Origin of the sequence: Mesorhizobium opportunistum WSM2075 (assembly GCF_000176035.2) — a bacterium.
GTDB lineage: Bacteria > Pseudomonadota > Alphaproteobacteria > Rhizobiales > Rhizobiaceae > Mesorhizobium > Mesorhizobium opportunistum.
On the sequence record NC_015675.1, the window covers coordinates 3,384,415 to 3,398,481 of the forward strand.

Below are 14,067 nucleotides of genomic sequence, written 5' to 3' on the forward strand. Positions count from 1 at the left end.
CCGGCTCCAAACGGCGACAGGAACGTCAACGATCAACGGAGGAAAGTCATGAAACAACAGGCACGAATCCACTCGCTTTTCTGTACATTGAGCCTCGCCGCCAGCGCCTTCGCGCTGTCGACGTCGCTTGGACTGGCGCAGACGCCGGAGACTTGCGTCACCGGTGTCGACATGGCCACGCTCGGCCCCAAGGGTATTGTGGGGCAGGGCCCGCACGGCGAAAAGGCAGCCTCGCCCGACGAGCTGAAATTGACCGACGACGAAGCCGCCAAGGTCAAGGCCGGCAAGTTCAAGGTCGGCATTTCCATGCAGACGGTGAACCTCGACTGGTCGCAGTTGCAGGTGCAAGGCATCAGTGAAACGCTTGCCAAATATGGCGTCACTGTCACCGGCGTGGCATCGGCCGAATATCAGGTCGACAAGCAGATCGCCGATATCGAAAACACCATCCAGCAGCATCCGGACGGCATCATTTCCATCCCCGTCGATTTCACCGCGACGGCGCCGACCTACAAGAAGGTGGGCGAGGCCGGTATCAAGCTGGTGTTCATGGACAGCATTCCGGTCGGCCTCGAATCTCCGAAGGATTTTGCCTCGATGATCTCGGCCGACAGCCAGGGCAATGGCCAAATCGCGGCAACGATCCTGGCGTCCTGCATGCCCAAGGGCGGCACGATCGGACTGGTGAATTTCGGCGTCGACTATTTCAGCACCAACGAGCGCACAAAGGGCGTCAGCGAGTGGATGAAGAAGAACCGTCCCGACATCGTCATGAAGCAGGTCGACTTCACCGATCCCTCGAAAGTATCGCAGATCGCCGGCGACTTCCTCACCGGCAATCCCGATGTGAAGGGCCTGTACGCGGTGTGGGACCAGCCGGCGCTCGACACGCTTTCCTCGATGCGTGCGCAAGGCATCGACATTCCGATCACCACGGTCGATCTCGGCCTGCAGTCGGCGATCGAGATCGCCAAGGGCGGGCCGCTCAAGGCGACCGGCTCGCAGCGCCCTTATGACCAGGGCGTCGCCGAGGCGCTGGCCATGATGAAGGCGCTGATCGGGCAGCCCACACCCGCCTGGGTCGGTGTGCAGTCGCTGCCGGTGGTGCAGTCCAACGTTCTGGAATCCTTCAAAACCGTCTTCCACAAGGATCCGCCGGCCGAACTGGTCGACGCCTGCAACAGCGCCAAGCCGAAATGCAACTGAGGTAGCGCCATGGGCGCGGGAGAAATCCCGCGCCCATGGGCCAGAACGGCCATTCATCGCGGGCACGCGGTATGCTAGGCGTCACAACAGCTTGATTTGTCTGTTATCCACGCTTTCGAGGGCATGCGATGTATGTAGGCCGTTCCTACAAACTGATCGATTTCGCGCTGTGGTCGCGGCGTAGCGTGATCTACATGGTGGTGGTGAGCGGCTTGGCCGTCGCGGCCTACCGCCTTCCCGGTATCGCGGGCTTCTCGGTCCCATGGTCGGTGGTGCTCGTGCTCGGCACCACGGTGTCGCTCGTCGCCGGCTTCAAGAATTCGCAGGTCTTCACCCGCAGCGGCGAGGCGCTGCAGGCGTTCACGCAAATCACCGCCAGCAGCCGGGTGTGGTCTAATTTCTGCCGCGACTTCCTCGATGCACCGACGGCGAAGCAACTCATCTACCGCCACATCGCCTGGATGACGGCGCTGCGCTTTTCCCTGCGGCGGCCGATGCCGTGGGAATCCATGGGGAAGGCGGCCAACATCGAGTACATGCGGCGCTACCGCATCCGGGAGGACAAGGGCTCCATCGCCGAAGAGTTGCGCCCGTTGCTGGCCGAACAGGCCGACAAGGTGCTGAAATCGTCGCAGCCGGCCTTGGCCCTGCTCGAGATGCAATCGGTCCAGGTCAACGCGCTGTTCAAGGACGCCAAGCTTCCCCCGCAGATTTACGTCGAACTGACGAAGCTGATCCGCGACCTCCACGACCAGCAGGCGCGCTGCGACCGCATCAAGAACAACCCCTATCCGCGCCAATACGCCATCGTCAGTTCCATGTTCGTCATGATCTTCTGCACGCTGCTGCCGTTCGGCGTCGTTCCAGTCTTCGCGGAGATGGGCAAGCTTGGCGGCGTGCTGAGCACGGTCGGCATCTGGCTGACGATCCCGTTCAGCACGCTGCTGGGCTGGGCCTATATGTCTCTCGACCAGGTCGGCGAGAGCAGCGCCAACCCGTTCGAGGGCAATGCCAACGACGTTCCGATCTCGCAGATCTGCCGCGACATCGAGATCGAACTGCGCGCGGGACTTGGCGAGGTCGATCTGCCCAAGCCATTGTTGCCGGTGAATGATATCGCGACTTGAAGTGCTGGCAATCACCTCTCCGGCGCCGTCGGAGAGCGGAAGGCGGCCGTCAGCCATCGGGTCTTGCCGCACACCGCGAAATCGTCTCCTGACCAGCACGTCACCCGGCCCGGCCGGGGCGGATCTTCCTCGACCAGGTCGAGCCTGTCCAAGCCGCCGGGCGCTCTCAGCCTGACCAGCCGCATGGTCTTTCTCCGACGTGTGGGATATTTTGATATGGCGGCGGCGAGCCCGGATCTACCGGGCCTGCCGGCCGGAAATCACGCGCAACCAGGGCGCCAGATGGAAGGCGCTCATCAACAGATACATGGCCGGCATCCCGGTTAAAGACGCGCTGGTTAAAGACGGGCCGGTCAGCGGCGAGCTGCCCATGCACAGCATGGCCGCTTCGCCGCCCTGAACGCAGGAGAGCAGGGCCATCACGGCGAAGGTGGGTGCTGCCGCGAGGCACAGCCAGTCGGCGATGCCAGGGGCGGCGATGTGTTCGGAAGTCGCGCTGCCGATGCCAGAATGGATGTCGTTCATGGTCTTTTCCTTAGTGTCCTGGCCTGCAGGGTTTGGTTTCCTCTCCCCATTTCGTGCGGGAGAGGAAACTTTCGGCCTTTCCGGCCAGACGCTACTGATCGCTCTTTTCGCGGAAGGCGGCTTCGCCGGCCGCCGACACCTCGGCCCACTTCTTGTCGACCCCGGCTTCGTAATTGTCGTGCCAGTTCCACCAGCTGTAGAGCGGGGTCTGGGGATAGCCTTCGGGCGAATCTTCCCAGATCTCCTGGCGGCCGAGAGGGGTGGCGTCGAGATAGCTCCACACCGTGCCCAAGGCCTCGTCGCCGCGGGTGTTGATGAAATAGGTTCGGAAGACGCGGTCGCCATCATGGATGAACACGTTGTGGCCGTGCCATTCGTCGACGCCGAAATCCTTGTCGAAGCTATCGGTGATCGTATACCAGGGCATCTTCCACTCCATCCGCTGCTTCAGCCTGACGATGTCGGGCTGCGGCGCGCGCGAGATGTAGGCAAGCGTGGTGTCGCGGGCGTTGAGATGGGCGAGGTGGCCGACCTGATCGGCGCCGAGCGAGCAGCCGCGGCAGGCGTGGTCGGGCCAGCCATAGACGCCAGGCTCGAAGAAGGCGCGGTAGACGATCAACTGGCGGCGGCCTTCGAACAGGTCGAGCAGGCTGGCCTTGCCATTCGGGCCCTCGAACACATAGGCCTTGTCGACTTCCAGCCAAGGCATGCGGCGACGCTCGGCGGACAGCGCGTCCTTGGCACGCATGGTGGCCTTTTCCTTGACCAGCATCTTTTCGTACGCGGCATCCCATTCCTGTCTTGAAACGATCGGTGGGGTCTTCATCGTCATGTGCTTGGTCATTGGTCTTCTCCTTTGCCAGTGGCGCCATCGCGGCGTGTTGTCGTCTGGGGATCCGGAACCGGCGTAGAACGGTGAAGCGGAGCGCTGGGAGTTACAAAAGTGGCGGGATCTGAATCGTCCGGCCCGGCGCAGCAGGGGTGGCGGGGCCGCGCGGTGTGCTCGAGGTCGTCGGTTGCAGGCATTTTCAATTTCCCTATTAAGATGCTTATTGTTCGTACCTGAGATGCTCAGGTTGGCGACGCCGGTATTGACATCAACGGTGGCCGTGATGCCCTCAGCCATGTGGCCAGGTTTGGTCGATGCGGCTTGCTGACCGGCGGTGGTGATTTAAGTTAGGGCGGCGTGGCGTGGGGGTGGGAGTTACAAGTGTGACGGGATTTGAATGGACTCGCTGATCACGGCGGCAGGACTGGCCCTGGCCGTCGGCAATCCCCTGGGCGCGCTGGACCGCGTCGCCTTGCGCGAGGACGCGCCCGCGCTGGCGCTACGCGGCATCGCCATGGCGCAGCTCGGCGACTTCGAACGCGCCAAGCTGCTGCTGCGGCGGGCCGCGCGCGCCTTCGGCCCGAGAGAGGCCGTGGCGCGCGCCAGATGCGTTGTCGCCGAGGCCGAGATCGCGCTGGTCTCGCGCGACCTCGGCTGGCCGGCCAAGGCGCTCGATGCGGCGCGCACGACGCTGGAGAAGCACGGTGACCGGCTTAACGCGGCGCATGCCGGCCACCTCAAGGTGCGGCGGCTGCTCTTGATCGGCCGCCTCGACGAGGCCGAGCATGTGTTGGCCGGGCTCGACCCGACGCCGCTCCCGCCGGCGGCAAGAGCCGCGCATGAGCTTGCCGTTGCCGGCATCGCCATGCGGCGCCTGCGGACCAGGCCGGCGCGCGCGGCGCTGGAATGGGCACGCCACGCTGCCCAGCGGGCTGGCATTCCAGGCCTTATGGCTGAGGTCGACAGCGCGTCCCTGGCGCTGGAAACACCGGCCGCGCGGCTGATCGCGCAGGGCACGGAGCGGCCGCTGATGCTCGAAGAGGTCGAGGCGCTGCAAGGATCGCCGGCGCTGGTCGTCGACGCCTTTCGTTATGTCGTGCGTGCCGGGGATGCCACGGTTACGCTGGCGAGCCGGCCGGTGCTGTTCGCACTGGTGCGTGCGCTCGCCGAGGCCTGGCCCGGCGACGTGTCGCGCGAGGAGCTGGTGGCGCGGGCCTTTGGTGGCAAGCATGCGGACGAATCGCACCGGGCGCGCCTGCGCGTCGAGGTGGGGCGGCTGCGGGCCGAGTTGCGCGGGCTGGCGGAGATCAGCGCCACCAAGCGCGGCTTCACGCTGGCGCCGCGCCAGGCGCGTGCGGTGATGGTTCTGGCGCGGCCGATCGAGGAGCGGCACGCGGCCGTGCTGGCTTTGCTCGCCGACGGTGAGGCCTGGTCTAGCTCGGCCCTGGCGCTGGCGCTCGGAACCGGCCAGCGCAGCGTGCAGCGGGCGCTGGAGCCGCTCGCCGAGACCGGCAAGGTGCAGTCTTTCGGCCACGGCAGGGCGCGCCGCTGGATGACGCCGCCGGTCGCGGGTTTCACGACCACCTTGTTACTCCCGGCACCGCTCCCGCAAGGGTAGGAAGGGATGACGACCACCATCGAGGACAAAGACATGAAACATTCAGCGGCCGAAATCCTGCGCGAATACGGACCCTTTCCGGGGGTGAACAGCGTGCATGGCGTGAGTTTTGACGGCAACAATGTCTGGTTTGCCTCGGGCGACAAGCTGAATGCCTTCGATCCGCAGAGCGGGGAGGCGTTGCGTTCGATCGATGTCGCGGCGCATGCCGGCACTGCCTATGACGGCAAGCACTTCTTCCAGCTCGCCAATGATCGCATCCATAAGATCGACCCGGATACCGGGGCGATTCTGGCCACCATTCCCGCACCCGGCGGCGGGCGCGACTCCGGGCTGACCTGGGCCGAAGGCACGCTTTGGGTGGGGCAGTACCGCGAGCGCAAGATCCACCAGATCGACCCGGAGACCGGGACGATCCTGCGCACCATCGAGTCCAACCGCTTCGTCACGGGGGTAACCTGGGTGGATGGCGAATTGTGGCACGCCACCTGGGAAGGCGACGAGAGCGATTTGCGCCGTGTCGACCCGCAAACCGGCAACGTTCTGGAAACGCTCGACATGCCGGCCGGCATGGGTGTCTCGGGGCTGGAATCCGATGGTGGCGACCGCCTGTTCTGCGGCAGTACATCCACCGGGGTGGTGCGGGCGGTGCGCCGGCCGAGATGAGCCGGGTGTTCTGACGGAGACAATCGGCACCTTCAGGTCCGTGCCGGGAATTTTGTCCGCCGACGACTGGCCGTTGTCCAGGGAGGTCCCTAGATAGGCTGCGTTGGGCGACCGCCCGGACATTTCTTCGCAAAGGACCTGACCATGCCCGAACAGATCACATTGAACGATGGTGCCGCCATTCCACAGCTTGGCCTTGGCGTCTGGCAGGTCGACGCCGGCATCACCGCGCAAGTAGTGGGCTGGGCAATCAAGGCGGGTTACCGGCTGATCGACACCGCCGAGGGCTACCAGAACGAGGAAGGGGTCGGCGAGGCGATCCGCGCTTCCGATGTGGCGAGAAGCGAGCTGTTCATCACCTCGAAGCTGCGCAACGGCGCCCACCAGCGCGACGCGGCTCTCACGGCCTTCGACGACACGATGAAGAAGCTCGGCATCGAGCAGCTCGACCTGTTCCTGATCCACTGGCCGGTTCCCAGCCAGGACAAATATGTCGAGGCGTGGAAGACCCTCATCGAACTCAAAAAGGCCGGCCGCATCAAGTCGATCGGCGTTTCGAATTTCAACCAGGACCATCTGGAGCGCATCATCGGCGAAACGGGCGTGACGCCCGTCGTCAACCAGATCGAATTGCATCCGCGTTTCCAGCAGCGCGCGCTCAGGGATTTCCATGCCGGGCACAACATCCACACCGAAAGTTGGAGCCCGCTGGGCAGCGGCCGTCTGCTCAGCGATCCGACCATCGCGGGCATCGCCAAAAAGCACGGCAAATCCGCCGCGCAGACGATGATCCGCTGGCACCTTCAGGAAGGGCTGATCGTGATCCCGAAGTCTATCCACCAGGACCGCGTCGCGGCGAATTTCGATGTCTTCGATTTCGAGCTGGACGCGCAGGACCTGGAGACGATCCGGGGCATGGATTCGGCTGACGGCCGCAACGGACCGAACCCCGCCACGGCGGCGTTTTTGTTTTAAAAGTTTGACCTGAAGGAGCCGGCGGCGAAGCGGCCAATCTCCCCCCAAGTGGGGGAGATGCCCGGCAGGGCAGAGGGCGCTGTCCCGCCGGCATATCAGTTGTGCCGCCCAAACCAGCAGCGATGACAATATGTTGGCAGACATTGTCGATGTCGCGAATCACATCATCGTTGCAGAACCGCAGCACGCTCCAGCCGTCCTGTTCCAGACGCATGGACCTTGAAGTTTGCGCCCTACGGCGCCCCCCTCTGTCCTGCCGGACATCTCCCCCACGAGGAGGGAGATTGGCAGCTTCGCCCTTTGTGCTAAATCCCGGACCCATCCAATTGCTGCGCGTCTTCGCCTTCCCAGGGCGCCGGCATCGAGCCGCCACGGCTGAGATTGGCGGAGGGCAGGGGCATCCAGCATTTCAGTTCCGGCTCGGCGTATTCGACGACGCGGCCCGGCGAGGAATCCGATGCGCGCCAGCCTTCGCCGGCGAACTGGTCGCCGCGTGCCCAGTAGGCGAGGTCGACTTCAGCCGGCCCCTGTTCGGACGGGCGGACCGTGACCAGGATCCGGCTGCCGTCCTTGGGCGCCGTCGACATGTGGCGCCACCGTTCGGGCTCGTCCATCGCATTTCCTCCTGCCTTGGTACGAGATGAAGTGTCGCCTCGCCATCGGAGGCGGTCAACCCAAACTTTGTAGGATTGTACCGGCCACAGCCGTCCTGGGTCTGGCGATACTCGCCAGGACAAGGAGAGCATATGAGTGACAAGATCGGGCCGATGCCGGCCGGAGGCGAAATGAAACTCTACTTCAGCCGCAATCCCAATCCGCGCCTGGCGGCCGCGGTTGCGCGTTACCTCAAGGCTGATGTGACCTTCGAATTCGCCTCACCCTTCGCGCCAGGGCAAGCGGAGCGATTTCGGCCGCTCAATCCCAATCTTTCGCTGCCGATACTGGTGTGGCCGGGCGGCAGCCTGTGGGAGGCGGACGCCATCGCTTGCCGGCTGTCGCGCGACGTCGGATCGGATTTCTGGCGCACCGGCAATGACGAGCCCGAGATGATCCGCTGGTTAAGCTGGGGCAAGGAGAATTTCGTGCGGGCCTGCGACATGGTGCATTTCGAGCGTGGCACCAAGCAGCGCTATCATTTGGGCCCAATCGATCGCCAACTGGTCGAGGAGGGGCTGAAGTTGTTTCACACGATGGCGGCGATCCTGGAGGCGGCGCTGGCAGGACGGCAATGGCTGGTCGGGGATCGGGTCTCCTACGCCGATTTCCGCATGGCGACGTTCCTGCCGTTCAACGATGTCGGCGGCCTGCCGCTCGGTGATTATCCCGTGCTTGCCGGCTGGTATCGCCGGCTCGAAGCGATCGAGGCCTGGCGTGACCCGTTCAATGGGCTAGATGCACCGCCCTTGCCGCCGGTGCCGCGGCAGGGCGATGGGTGGAGCTGACGACCGGCGTATACACAAAGGACTTTGAAAACGCCGGTCGCCGGGCGGGGGTTGGGACGCACCACGTTGGGGCGCGATGCAAAGTCAGGCTACGCGGATGTCCGGCATCTTCAATTCGAACGCCGGCCCATGGTGAACAACCGGTTACTATCCACAGGCTCCATCCGGCAAACGGCATCTCTCGCGGCTGTGCGCAACGTCGGCCTGCCGGCCATCGGTGCTCGACGGGCCATGCTCCGGTTGATAAGCCCGTCTGCGAAGGAGCTGATGAGTCTGGCATGACCGTTGCGATCGAGATGGGAAACACGACGGCGGGCGCCCCGGCGACGCTCGATCTCGAGGAGCTGCTGGCGACCCGGCTTCTGGTGCAGGGCAATTCGGGCTCCGGCAAGTCGCATCTGCTGCGCCGGCTGCTGGAGCAGAGCGCGCCCTGGGTGCAGCAGACCATCGTCGACCCGGAAGGCGACTTCGTGTCGCTGGGCGACCGCTACGGCCATCTGGTGATCGATGCCGAGGAGCATACCGAGCGCGGCTTGCAGGCCGCCGGGGAGCGGGCGCGCATCCACCGCGTCTCGACCGTGCTCAATCTCGAAGGGCTCGATGCCGAGAACCAGATGCGGCGCGCCGCCGCCTTCCTCGGCGGGCTGTTCGAGGTCGCCCGCGACCACTGGTATCCGATGCTGGTGGTGGTGGACGAGGCGCAGTTGTTCGCGCCGGCCGTGGCCGGCGAGGTTTCGGACGAAGCGCGCAAACTGTCGCTCGGCGCCATGACCAACCTGATGTGCCGTGGCCGCAAGCGCGGGCTGGCCGGCATCATCGCCACGCAGCGGCTGGCCAAGCTCGCCAAGAACGTCGCGGCGGAAGCCTCCAATTTCCTCATGGGCCGCACCTTCCTCGACATCGACATGGCGCGCGCCGCCGATCTTCTGGGCATGGAGCGGCGGCAGGCCGAGGCTTTCCGCGACCTGGAACGCGGGCAGTTCATGGCGCTGGGTCCGGCACTGTCGCGCCGGCCGCTCGGCCTGCGCATCGGCCCGACCGATACCAGCCCCCGCAACGGCACGCCACGGTTGATGCCGCTGCCGGAATCCGCGCTCGAGGATGCCCGCGCCGTCATCCTGGCCGCCCCGCCGCCCGAAACGGCGCGGGCGCCGCGCCGGACGGCATCGCCGGACCTGCTCGACCAACTGATGGCGGCGAAGTCGGCGGCCCTGGAAATCCGCCCCGAACCAGCCGAGCCGCTGATCAGCGCGGAGGATCTGGCGGAGCGGCGCGAGCGTGTCGACCGCGTGCTGCGCGCCGTGCTGGCCGAGCCCGATGCGGGGTTCCGCGTCATCGGCGTGCTCTATCAGGAGTTCGTGGTTCGCTGCCGCATCGAGGGCCTCGCCTCGGTCGTGCCGGACCTGCCCGCGTTCCGCCGCATGCTGACGCGAGCTCGCGCCGGCCTCGGCTCCGAGACGACGCAGGATGACGCATGGAGGGACGTTTCCGTCCGCGCCTCGCTGCTGCCCGACGACATGCAGGGCGTGTTCATGATGATCGCTCGCGCGGCGAAGGAGGGCTGGCCGTGCCCGAGCGATGCCGCGATCGCGCGCGCCTATGGCTCGCACTCGCTGCGCCGTGCCCGGCGCCTCCTGACCTATATCGAGGAGCAGGGGCTCATCGTTTGCCAGCTCGACGGCACGGGAAAGCGCACCGTGACTCTGGTCGAACTCGCCTGGGCAACGGCGCCCGGCGACCCCAACGCCGAGGAGGCGGAGCAAGGGAGCCTGGCGCTGTGAGGGGGCCATGACTTGGCCAACTGCGCTACTGGATAGCGATGATGCCGTCGATGGCCCGCCATTCCGAAGGCTGGATCAGCCGGTGGTGGGCGACGCGGACCGAGTGCAGCGGGCCTTCGAGTTCGCGCTCCCAATAGGATAGGAACCCGTGAAGTTCGGGGAACTCGGGCGCAAGGTCGTAGTCCTGCCAGACATAGAGCTGGAGCAGGCTCGGATGATCGGGCAGGTGATAGTGAATCTCCGCCGTGGTCAGGCCGTAGCCTTCCATCTGGAGACGGAATTCCTTGCTGACGCTTGCGATCATTCGTTTCTCCTTCCTGTCAGGTATTAGGCATCCAGCCTGTCAAAAGGGTGATGGAATCGCCGCTCGGCTGGCGTAGTGCCGAGACGGTAGCCTGGAGCAGGCGGTCAAGCGCGCGGTTGGAGCTTTCGGCGGCAGGGGTGGATTTGAGCGGTGAAAAAATCTGTTGGTCCATCGATGTGCTCCGTCTGCAAACAACTCCTTGAGCGGATCGCGGTTCCGGCGCCCGGGATGCGCCGGCCGCCTATAATCTGTTGAACAAGGATCGAAGATTCAAGCCCGGCGTCCGACCTGGATAAGGTCGCGATAACAGGCTCTTGGCACTCGTGGCGCATGAGTGCCAAAATTTTTTGGCGGGGCTCTTGAAACCGAAAAACGGCAAAACTAGCTCGATATGCGCGCGCGATGCCTGAGCAAGGGTCGCTGCGTTCCGCGCCGGCCGATTTTGCCGGTCCGGTTGCGGAGGAACCGCGAAAAACATGTTTGTCCAGAAGGAGAACGAAATGGCGTTCCGTCCATTGCATGACCGTATCCTGGTCCGCCGCATCGACGCCGAGGAAAAGACCGCGGGCGGCATCATCATTCCCGACACCGCCAAGGAGAAGCCGCAGGAAGGCGAGGTACTCGCTGTCGGTCCCGGCGCGCGCGACGACGGCGGCAAGCTGGTCGAGCTCGACGTCAAGGTCGGCGACCGCATCCTGTTCGGCAAGTGGTCCGGCACCGAAATCCGGCTCGACGGCCAGGATCTGCTCGTCATGAAGGAAAGTGACGTGATGGGCGTGATCGAAGAGGCCGCGCAGATCAAGAAGGCCGCCTGATGGCTTCTTGGAAATTCAACCAGTCAACGAATGCTGCCTAGATGAAGGAGTGATCCAATGGCTGCCAAAGAGGTTAAATTCCATACCGAAGCGCGCGAGAAGATGCTGCGCGGCGTCGATATTCTCGCCAATGCGGTGAAGGTGACGCTCGGCCCCAAGGGCCGCAACGTGGTGATCGACAAATCGTTCGGCGCCCCGCGCATCACCAAGGACGGCGTCACCGTTGCCAAGGAGATCGAGCTTGAGGACAAGTTCGAGAACATGGGCGCGCAGATGGTGCGCGAAGTGGCGTCCAAGACCAACGACATCGCCGGCGACGGCACGACGACCGCGACCGTTCTTGCCCAGGCCATCGTCAAGGAAGGCGCCAAGGCGGTTGCCTCGGGCATGAACCCGATGGACCTGAAGCGCGGCATCGACAAGGCCGTGGAGGCGGTGGTGGCCGAGTTGAAGGCCAATGCCCGCAATGTGACAAGGAACGACGAGATCGCGCAGGTCGGCACCATCTCGGCCAACGGCGATGCCGAGATCGGCCGCTTCCTCGCCGAGGCGATGGAGAAGGTCGGCAATGAAGGGGTGATCACCGTCGAGGAGGCCAAGACCGCCGAGACCGAGCTCGAAGTCGTTGAGGGCATGCAGTTCGACCGCGGCTATCTCAGCCCTTATTTCATTACCAATCAGGACAAGATGCGCGTCGAACTCGACGAGCCCTATGTGTTGATCCACGAGAAGAAGCTCTCCAACCTGCAGGCGCTGCTTCCGGCGCTGGAGGCGGTGGTGCAGTCGGGCAAGCCGCTGCTGATCATCGCCGAGGATGTCGAGGGCGAGGCGCTCGCCACGCTGGTGGTCAACAAGCTGCGCGGTGGCCTCAAGGTTGCTGCCGTCAAGGCGCCCGGCTTCGGCGACCGCCGCAAGGCCATGCTGGAGGACATCGCCATCCTCACCGGCGGCACGGCGATCTCGGAAGATCTCGGCATCAAACTGGAGAATGTGACGCTGGAGATGCTGGGCCGCGCCAAGAAGGTGGTGGTCGAGAAGGAGAACACCACCATCGTCGACGGTGTCGGCCGCAAGGAAGAGATTCAGGGCCGCGTCGCGCAGATCAAGGCGCAGATCGAGGAGACCACCTCGGACTACGACCGCGAGAAGCTGCAGGAGCGGCTGGCCAAGCTTGCCGGCGGCGTCGCGGTGATCCGCGTCGGCGGCTCGACCGAGGTCGAGGTCAAGGAGCGCAAGGACCGCGTCGACGATGCGCTCCATGCCACGCGCGCGGCCGTCGAGGAAGGCGTGCTGCCCGGCGGCGGTGTCGCGCTGCTTCGAGCCGCCAGGGCGCTTGATGCCGTCCAGACCGACAATCCCGACCAGAAGACCGGTGTCGAGATCGTGCGCCGCGCGATCGAAACGCCGGTGCGCCAGATCGCCGAGAATGCCGGCGCCGAAGGCTCGATCATCGTCGGCAAGCTGCGCGAGAAGAGCGAGTTCGGCTGGGGCTGGAATGCGCAGACCAACGAGTTCGGCGATCTCTATGGCCAGGGCGTGATCGACCCGGCCAAGGTGGTGCGCACGGCGCTGCAGGACGCAGCCTCCGTCGCCGGCCTGCTGGTGACCACCGAGGCGATGGTGGCCGAGAAACCGAAGAAGGAAGCCGCCAGCCCGGCGATGCCCGCCGGTGCCGGCATGGATTTCTGAGCCCATGCATGACCGCCCGCTCCCCGGCTGGGGAGCGGGCATCAGGATGAAATCGAGCGGAGGTAAACATGGATGCGATGGCTGGCCTTGGACCCCTGCCGGCGCCGACACATGAGGCAAAGGAGTTCCTGGCCTACGAAAAAGAATGCCGCAGCGTGCTGCAGCCGCGACTGGCAGGGCTGCTCGACATGGCCGAAGCCGCCGGCTGGAGCCGGCGCACCGCCGCCTCGGCGCTGATGTTCCTGGCGGCGCAGCAGGTGTCGGCGGCGGCTGCCGGCGGTTGAACCGGCGAGCGATGTTCGCCGCACAGAAGATGAAGGGCGTTGTTGTTTGGAGGTGGAGACGTGATCGCGGGCCGGTTGCGTGAATGCCTGAGAATACTGAGATGGGAGGCGGCCGATCTCGCCGCCGAACTCGGCCGTCCGCAAGGAGAGATTGCGGCCTGGCTTGACGGCCGCAGCCGATCTCCATTTGCCGTCGCCGCCTGGCTCGAGGCGCTGGTGAAGGCACACAGGATGTTGCCGGCGCCAGGCAGGGGCATGCCGGCGCTGGACTCAGCTAACATCGGGCCGGCCAACATCGGGCCGGCCAGGATCGAACTGCCCAGGTCGAGCCGGGCGCGATCGGCGGTGCCCAACCGGCGGCTCAATCTTCCATACAAGACATCCATGCACCGTGTCGGCGGCGGGCCGCGCTCTCCTGTGTCAGGTCCGCCGCAGGTGCCGCATAATCGAGAGGAGGCAAAAGCCATGAATCGCGGGCAGTTTGAAGAACCGGTCACCGTTCTGGTCGGAATGGGCTTTCCGGTTGGGATCGAGAATGTGATGGAAGCCTACGCCCTGTTGCAGGATTGGCCGGCCGCCGGCCGCAACGGCGCGCACGCCATTGCGCTCAACGCCTGCAAGGCCGGCATTGCCGGCGAGATCGACCCCGAAACCGTGCGGGCAACGCTGGTCAGCTTTGCACGACGCAATGACATATTGGTGCAGGACATGGTTGCGCCGGCCGTAGCGCTGGGCGATGCGCCGCGTGCGGGCGAACTCGCGGGTTGACCATAGGGCCCGCCGCCCGGCTTTCGCGCCAGGCGGCG

The 14,067-nt window shown here is 65.0% G+C and carries 17 protein-coding genes and 1 pseudogene; 11 read left to right on the forward strand and 7 right to left on the reverse strand.

Annotation, left to right across the window (positions count from 1 at the left end):
- Positions 1–48 precede the first annotated feature (48 nt).
- Positions 49–1,206, forward strand: coding sequence for a substrate-binding domain-containing protein (locus MESOP_RS16235; protein WP_013894411.1), 1,158 nt, complete (start codon positions 49–51; stop codon positions 1,204–1,206).
- Positions 1,207–1,334: 128 nt separating this feature from the next.
- Complete coding sequence (locus MESOP_RS16240; protein WP_013894412.1) at positions 1,335–2,333, forward strand: bestrophin family protein; 999 nt, start codon at positions 1,335–1,337, stop codon at positions 2,331–2,333.
- An 11-nt stretch (positions 2,334–2,344) separates the two neighbouring features.
- Here the strand turns inward: MESOP_RS16240 and MESOP_RS33705 are convergent, their stop codons facing one another.
- From MESOP_RS33705 to MESOP_RS16250, 3 genes are all read right to left on the reverse strand, one after another.
- Positions 2,345–2,518 carry a hypothetical protein gene (locus MESOP_RS33705; protein WP_013894413.1) on the reverse strand — a complete coding sequence of 58 codons (174 nt, stop codon included), beginning with the start codon at positions 2,516–2,518 and terminating at the stop codon, positions 2,345–2,347.
- A gap of 52 nt (positions 2,519–2,570) precedes the next feature.
- A complete protein-coding gene (locus MESOP_RS16245) occupies positions 2,571–2,858 on the reverse strand; it encodes a hypothetical protein (protein WP_013894414.1) in 288 nt (95 codons plus the stop codon).
- Between the two features lie 91 nt (positions 2,859–2,949).
- Positions 2,950–3,702 carry a DUF899 domain-containing protein gene (locus MESOP_RS16250; RefSeq protein ID WP_013894415.1) on the reverse strand — a complete coding sequence of 251 codons (753 nt, stop codon included), beginning with the start codon at positions 3,700–3,702 and terminating at the stop codon, positions 2,950–2,952.
- A gap of 382 nt (positions 3,703–4,084) precedes the next feature.
- Between MESOP_RS16250 and MESOP_RS16255 the strand changes: the two genes are divergently transcribed.
- The 3 genes from MESOP_RS16255 to MESOP_RS16265 all read left to right on the forward strand — a co-directional run bounded on the left by MESOP_RS16255 (position 4,085) and on the right by MESOP_RS16265 (position 6,946).
- Positions 4,085–5,305, forward strand: coding sequence for a helix-turn-helix domain-containing protein (locus MESOP_RS16255; protein WP_013894416.1), 1,221 nt, complete (start codon positions 4,085–4,087; stop codon positions 5,303–5,305).
- Positions 5,306–5,338: 33 nt separating this feature from the next.
- Positions 5,339–5,971, forward strand: coding sequence for a Vgb family protein (locus MESOP_RS16260; RefSeq protein WP_041164729.1), 633 nt, complete (start codon positions 5,339–5,341; stop codon positions 5,969–5,971).
- 144 nt (positions 5,972–6,115) lie between these two features.
- Positions 6,116–6,946 carry an aldo/keto reductase gene (locus tag MESOP_RS16265; RefSeq protein WP_013894418.1) on the forward strand — a complete coding sequence of 277 codons (831 nt, stop codon included), beginning with the start codon at positions 6,116–6,118 and terminating at the stop codon, positions 6,944–6,946.
- A 103-nt stretch (positions 6,947–7,049) separates the two neighbouring features.
- Here MESOP_RS16265 and MESOP_RS36195 read toward each other — a convergent pair.
- Positions 7,050–7,169, reverse strand: a pseudogene (locus MESOP_RS36195) (DUF559 domain-containing protein); the annotation flags it as partial.
- Positions 7,170–7,251: 82 nt separating this feature from the next.
- Complete coding sequence (locus tag MESOP_RS16270; RefSeq protein WP_013894419.1) at positions 7,252–7,560, reverse strand: hypothetical protein; 309 nt, start codon at positions 7,558–7,560, stop codon at positions 7,252–7,254.
- Positions 7,561–7,731: 171 nt separating this feature from the next.
- Between MESOP_RS16270 and MESOP_RS16275 the strand changes: the two genes are divergently transcribed.
- Positions 7,732–8,388, forward strand: coding sequence for a glutathione S-transferase family protein (locus tag MESOP_RS16275; RefSeq protein WP_041164731.1), 657 nt, complete (start codon positions 7,732–7,734; stop codon positions 8,386–8,388).
- Positions 8,389–8,666: 278 nt separating this feature from the next.
- Positions 8,667–10,169, forward strand: a complete 1,503-nt coding sequence (locus MESOP_RS16280) for a helicase HerA domain-containing protein (protein ID WP_013894421.1) — start codon at positions 8,667–8,669, stop codon at positions 10,167–10,169.
- 25 nt (positions 10,170–10,194) lie between these two features.
- Here MESOP_RS16280 and MESOP_RS16285 read toward each other — a convergent pair whose 3' ends face one another.
- On the reverse strand, positions 10,195–10,473 hold the full coding sequence (locus tag MESOP_RS16285) for an usg protein (RefSeq protein WP_013894422.1): 279 nt from the start codon (positions 10,471–10,473) through the stop codon (positions 10,195–10,197).
- A 16-nt stretch (positions 10,474–10,489) separates the two neighbouring features.
- Positions 10,490–10,645 (reverse strand): hypothetical protein, encoded by a 156-nt coding sequence (locus MESOP_RS35645; protein ID WP_013894423.1) that lies wholly within the window; start codon positions 10,643–10,645, stop codon positions 10,490–10,492.
- Between the two features lie 328 nt (positions 10,646–10,973).
- On the opposite strand from MESOP_RS35645, the gene MESOP_RS16290 reads away from it, so the two are divergent.
- The 4 genes from MESOP_RS16290 (at position 10,974) to MESOP_RS36200 (ending at position 14,029) form a co-directional block, all read left to right on the forward strand.
- Positions 10,974–11,288, forward strand: a complete 315-nt coding sequence (locus tag MESOP_RS16290; RefSeq protein ID WP_023768249.1) for a co-chaperone GroES — start codon at positions 10,974–10,976, stop codon at positions 11,286–11,288.
- Between the two features lie 57 nt (positions 11,289–11,345).
- Entirely contained in the window at positions 11,346–12,977 is a 1,632-nt protein-coding gene (gene groL, locus MESOP_RS16295; RefSeq protein ID WP_013894425.1) for a chaperonin GroEL, read from the forward strand.
- A 68-nt stretch (positions 12,978–13,045) separates the two neighbouring features.
- Positions 13,046–13,261 (forward strand): hypothetical protein, encoded by a 216-nt coding sequence (locus tag MESOP_RS16300; protein ID WP_013894426.1) that lies wholly within the window; start codon positions 13,046–13,048, stop codon positions 13,259–13,261.
- A gap of 255 nt (positions 13,262–13,516) precedes the next feature.
- On the forward strand, positions 13,517–14,029 hold the full coding sequence (locus MESOP_RS36200) for a DUF982 domain-containing protein (RefSeq protein WP_245265109.1): 513 nt from the start codon (positions 13,517–13,519) through the stop codon (positions 14,027–14,029).
- Positions 14,030–14,067 lie beyond the last annotated feature (38 nt).

Coding starts and splice junctions, on each gene's coding strand:
- MESOP_RS16235 (WP_013894411.1), top strand. CDS start 49: ATGAAACAACAGGCACGAATCCACTCGCTTTTCTGTACATTGAGCCTC.
- MESOP_RS16240 (WP_013894412.1), top strand. CDS start 1,335: ATGTATGTAGGCCGTTCCTACAAACTGATCGATTTCGCGCTGTGGTCG.
- MESOP_RS33705 (WP_013894413.1), bottom strand. CDS start 2,518: ATGCGGCTGGTCAGGCTGAGAGCGCCCGGCGGCTTGGACAGGCTCGAC.
- MESOP_RS16245 (WP_013894414.1), bottom strand. CDS start 2,858: ATGAACGACATCCATTCTGGCATCGGCAGCGCGACTTCCGAACACATC.
- MESOP_RS16250 (WP_013894415.1), bottom strand. CDS start 3,702: ATGACCAAGCACATGACGATGAAGACCCCACCGATCGTTTCAAGACAG.
- MESOP_RS16255 (WP_013894416.1), top strand. CDS start 4,085: ATGGACTCGCTGATCACGGCGGCAGGACTGGCCCTGGCCGTCGGCAAT.
- MESOP_RS16260 (WP_041164729.1), top strand. CDS start 5,339: ATGAAACATTCAGCGGCCGAAATCCTGCGCGAATACGGACCCTTTCCG.
- MESOP_RS16265 (WP_013894418.1), top strand. CDS start 6,116: ATGCCCGAACAGATCACATTGAACGATGGTGCCGCCATTCCACAGCTT.
- MESOP_RS16270 (WP_013894419.1), bottom strand. CDS start 7,560: ATGGACGAGCCCGAACGGTGGCGCCACATGTCGACGGCGCCCAAGGAC.
- MESOP_RS16275 (WP_041164731.1), top strand. CDS start 7,732: ATGAAACTCTACTTCAGCCGCAATCCCAATCCGCGCCTGGCGGCCGCG.
- MESOP_RS16280 (WP_013894421.1), top strand. CDS start 8,667: ATGACCGTTGCGATCGAGATGGGAAACACGACGGCGGGCGCCCCGGCG.
- MESOP_RS16285 (WP_013894422.1), bottom strand. CDS start 10,473: ATGATCGCAAGCGTCAGCAAGGAATTCCGTCTCCAGATGGAAGGCTAC.
- MESOP_RS35645 (WP_013894423.1), bottom strand. CDS start 10,645: ATGGACCAACAGATTTTTTCACCGCTCAAATCCACCCCTGCCGCCGAA.
- MESOP_RS16290 (WP_023768249.1), top strand. CDS start 10,974: ATGGCGTTCCGTCCATTGCATGACCGTATCCTGGTCCGCCGCATCGAC.
- groL (WP_013894425.1), top strand. CDS start 11,346: ATGGCTGCCAAAGAGGTTAAATTCCATACCGAAGCGCGCGAGAAGATG.
- MESOP_RS16300 (WP_013894426.1), top strand. CDS start 13,046: ATGGATGCGATGGCTGGCCTTGGACCCCTGCCGGCGCCGACACATGAG.
- MESOP_RS36200 (WP_245265109.1), top strand. CDS start 13,517: ATGCCGGCGCTGGACTCAGCTAACATCGGGCCGGCCAACATCGGGCCG.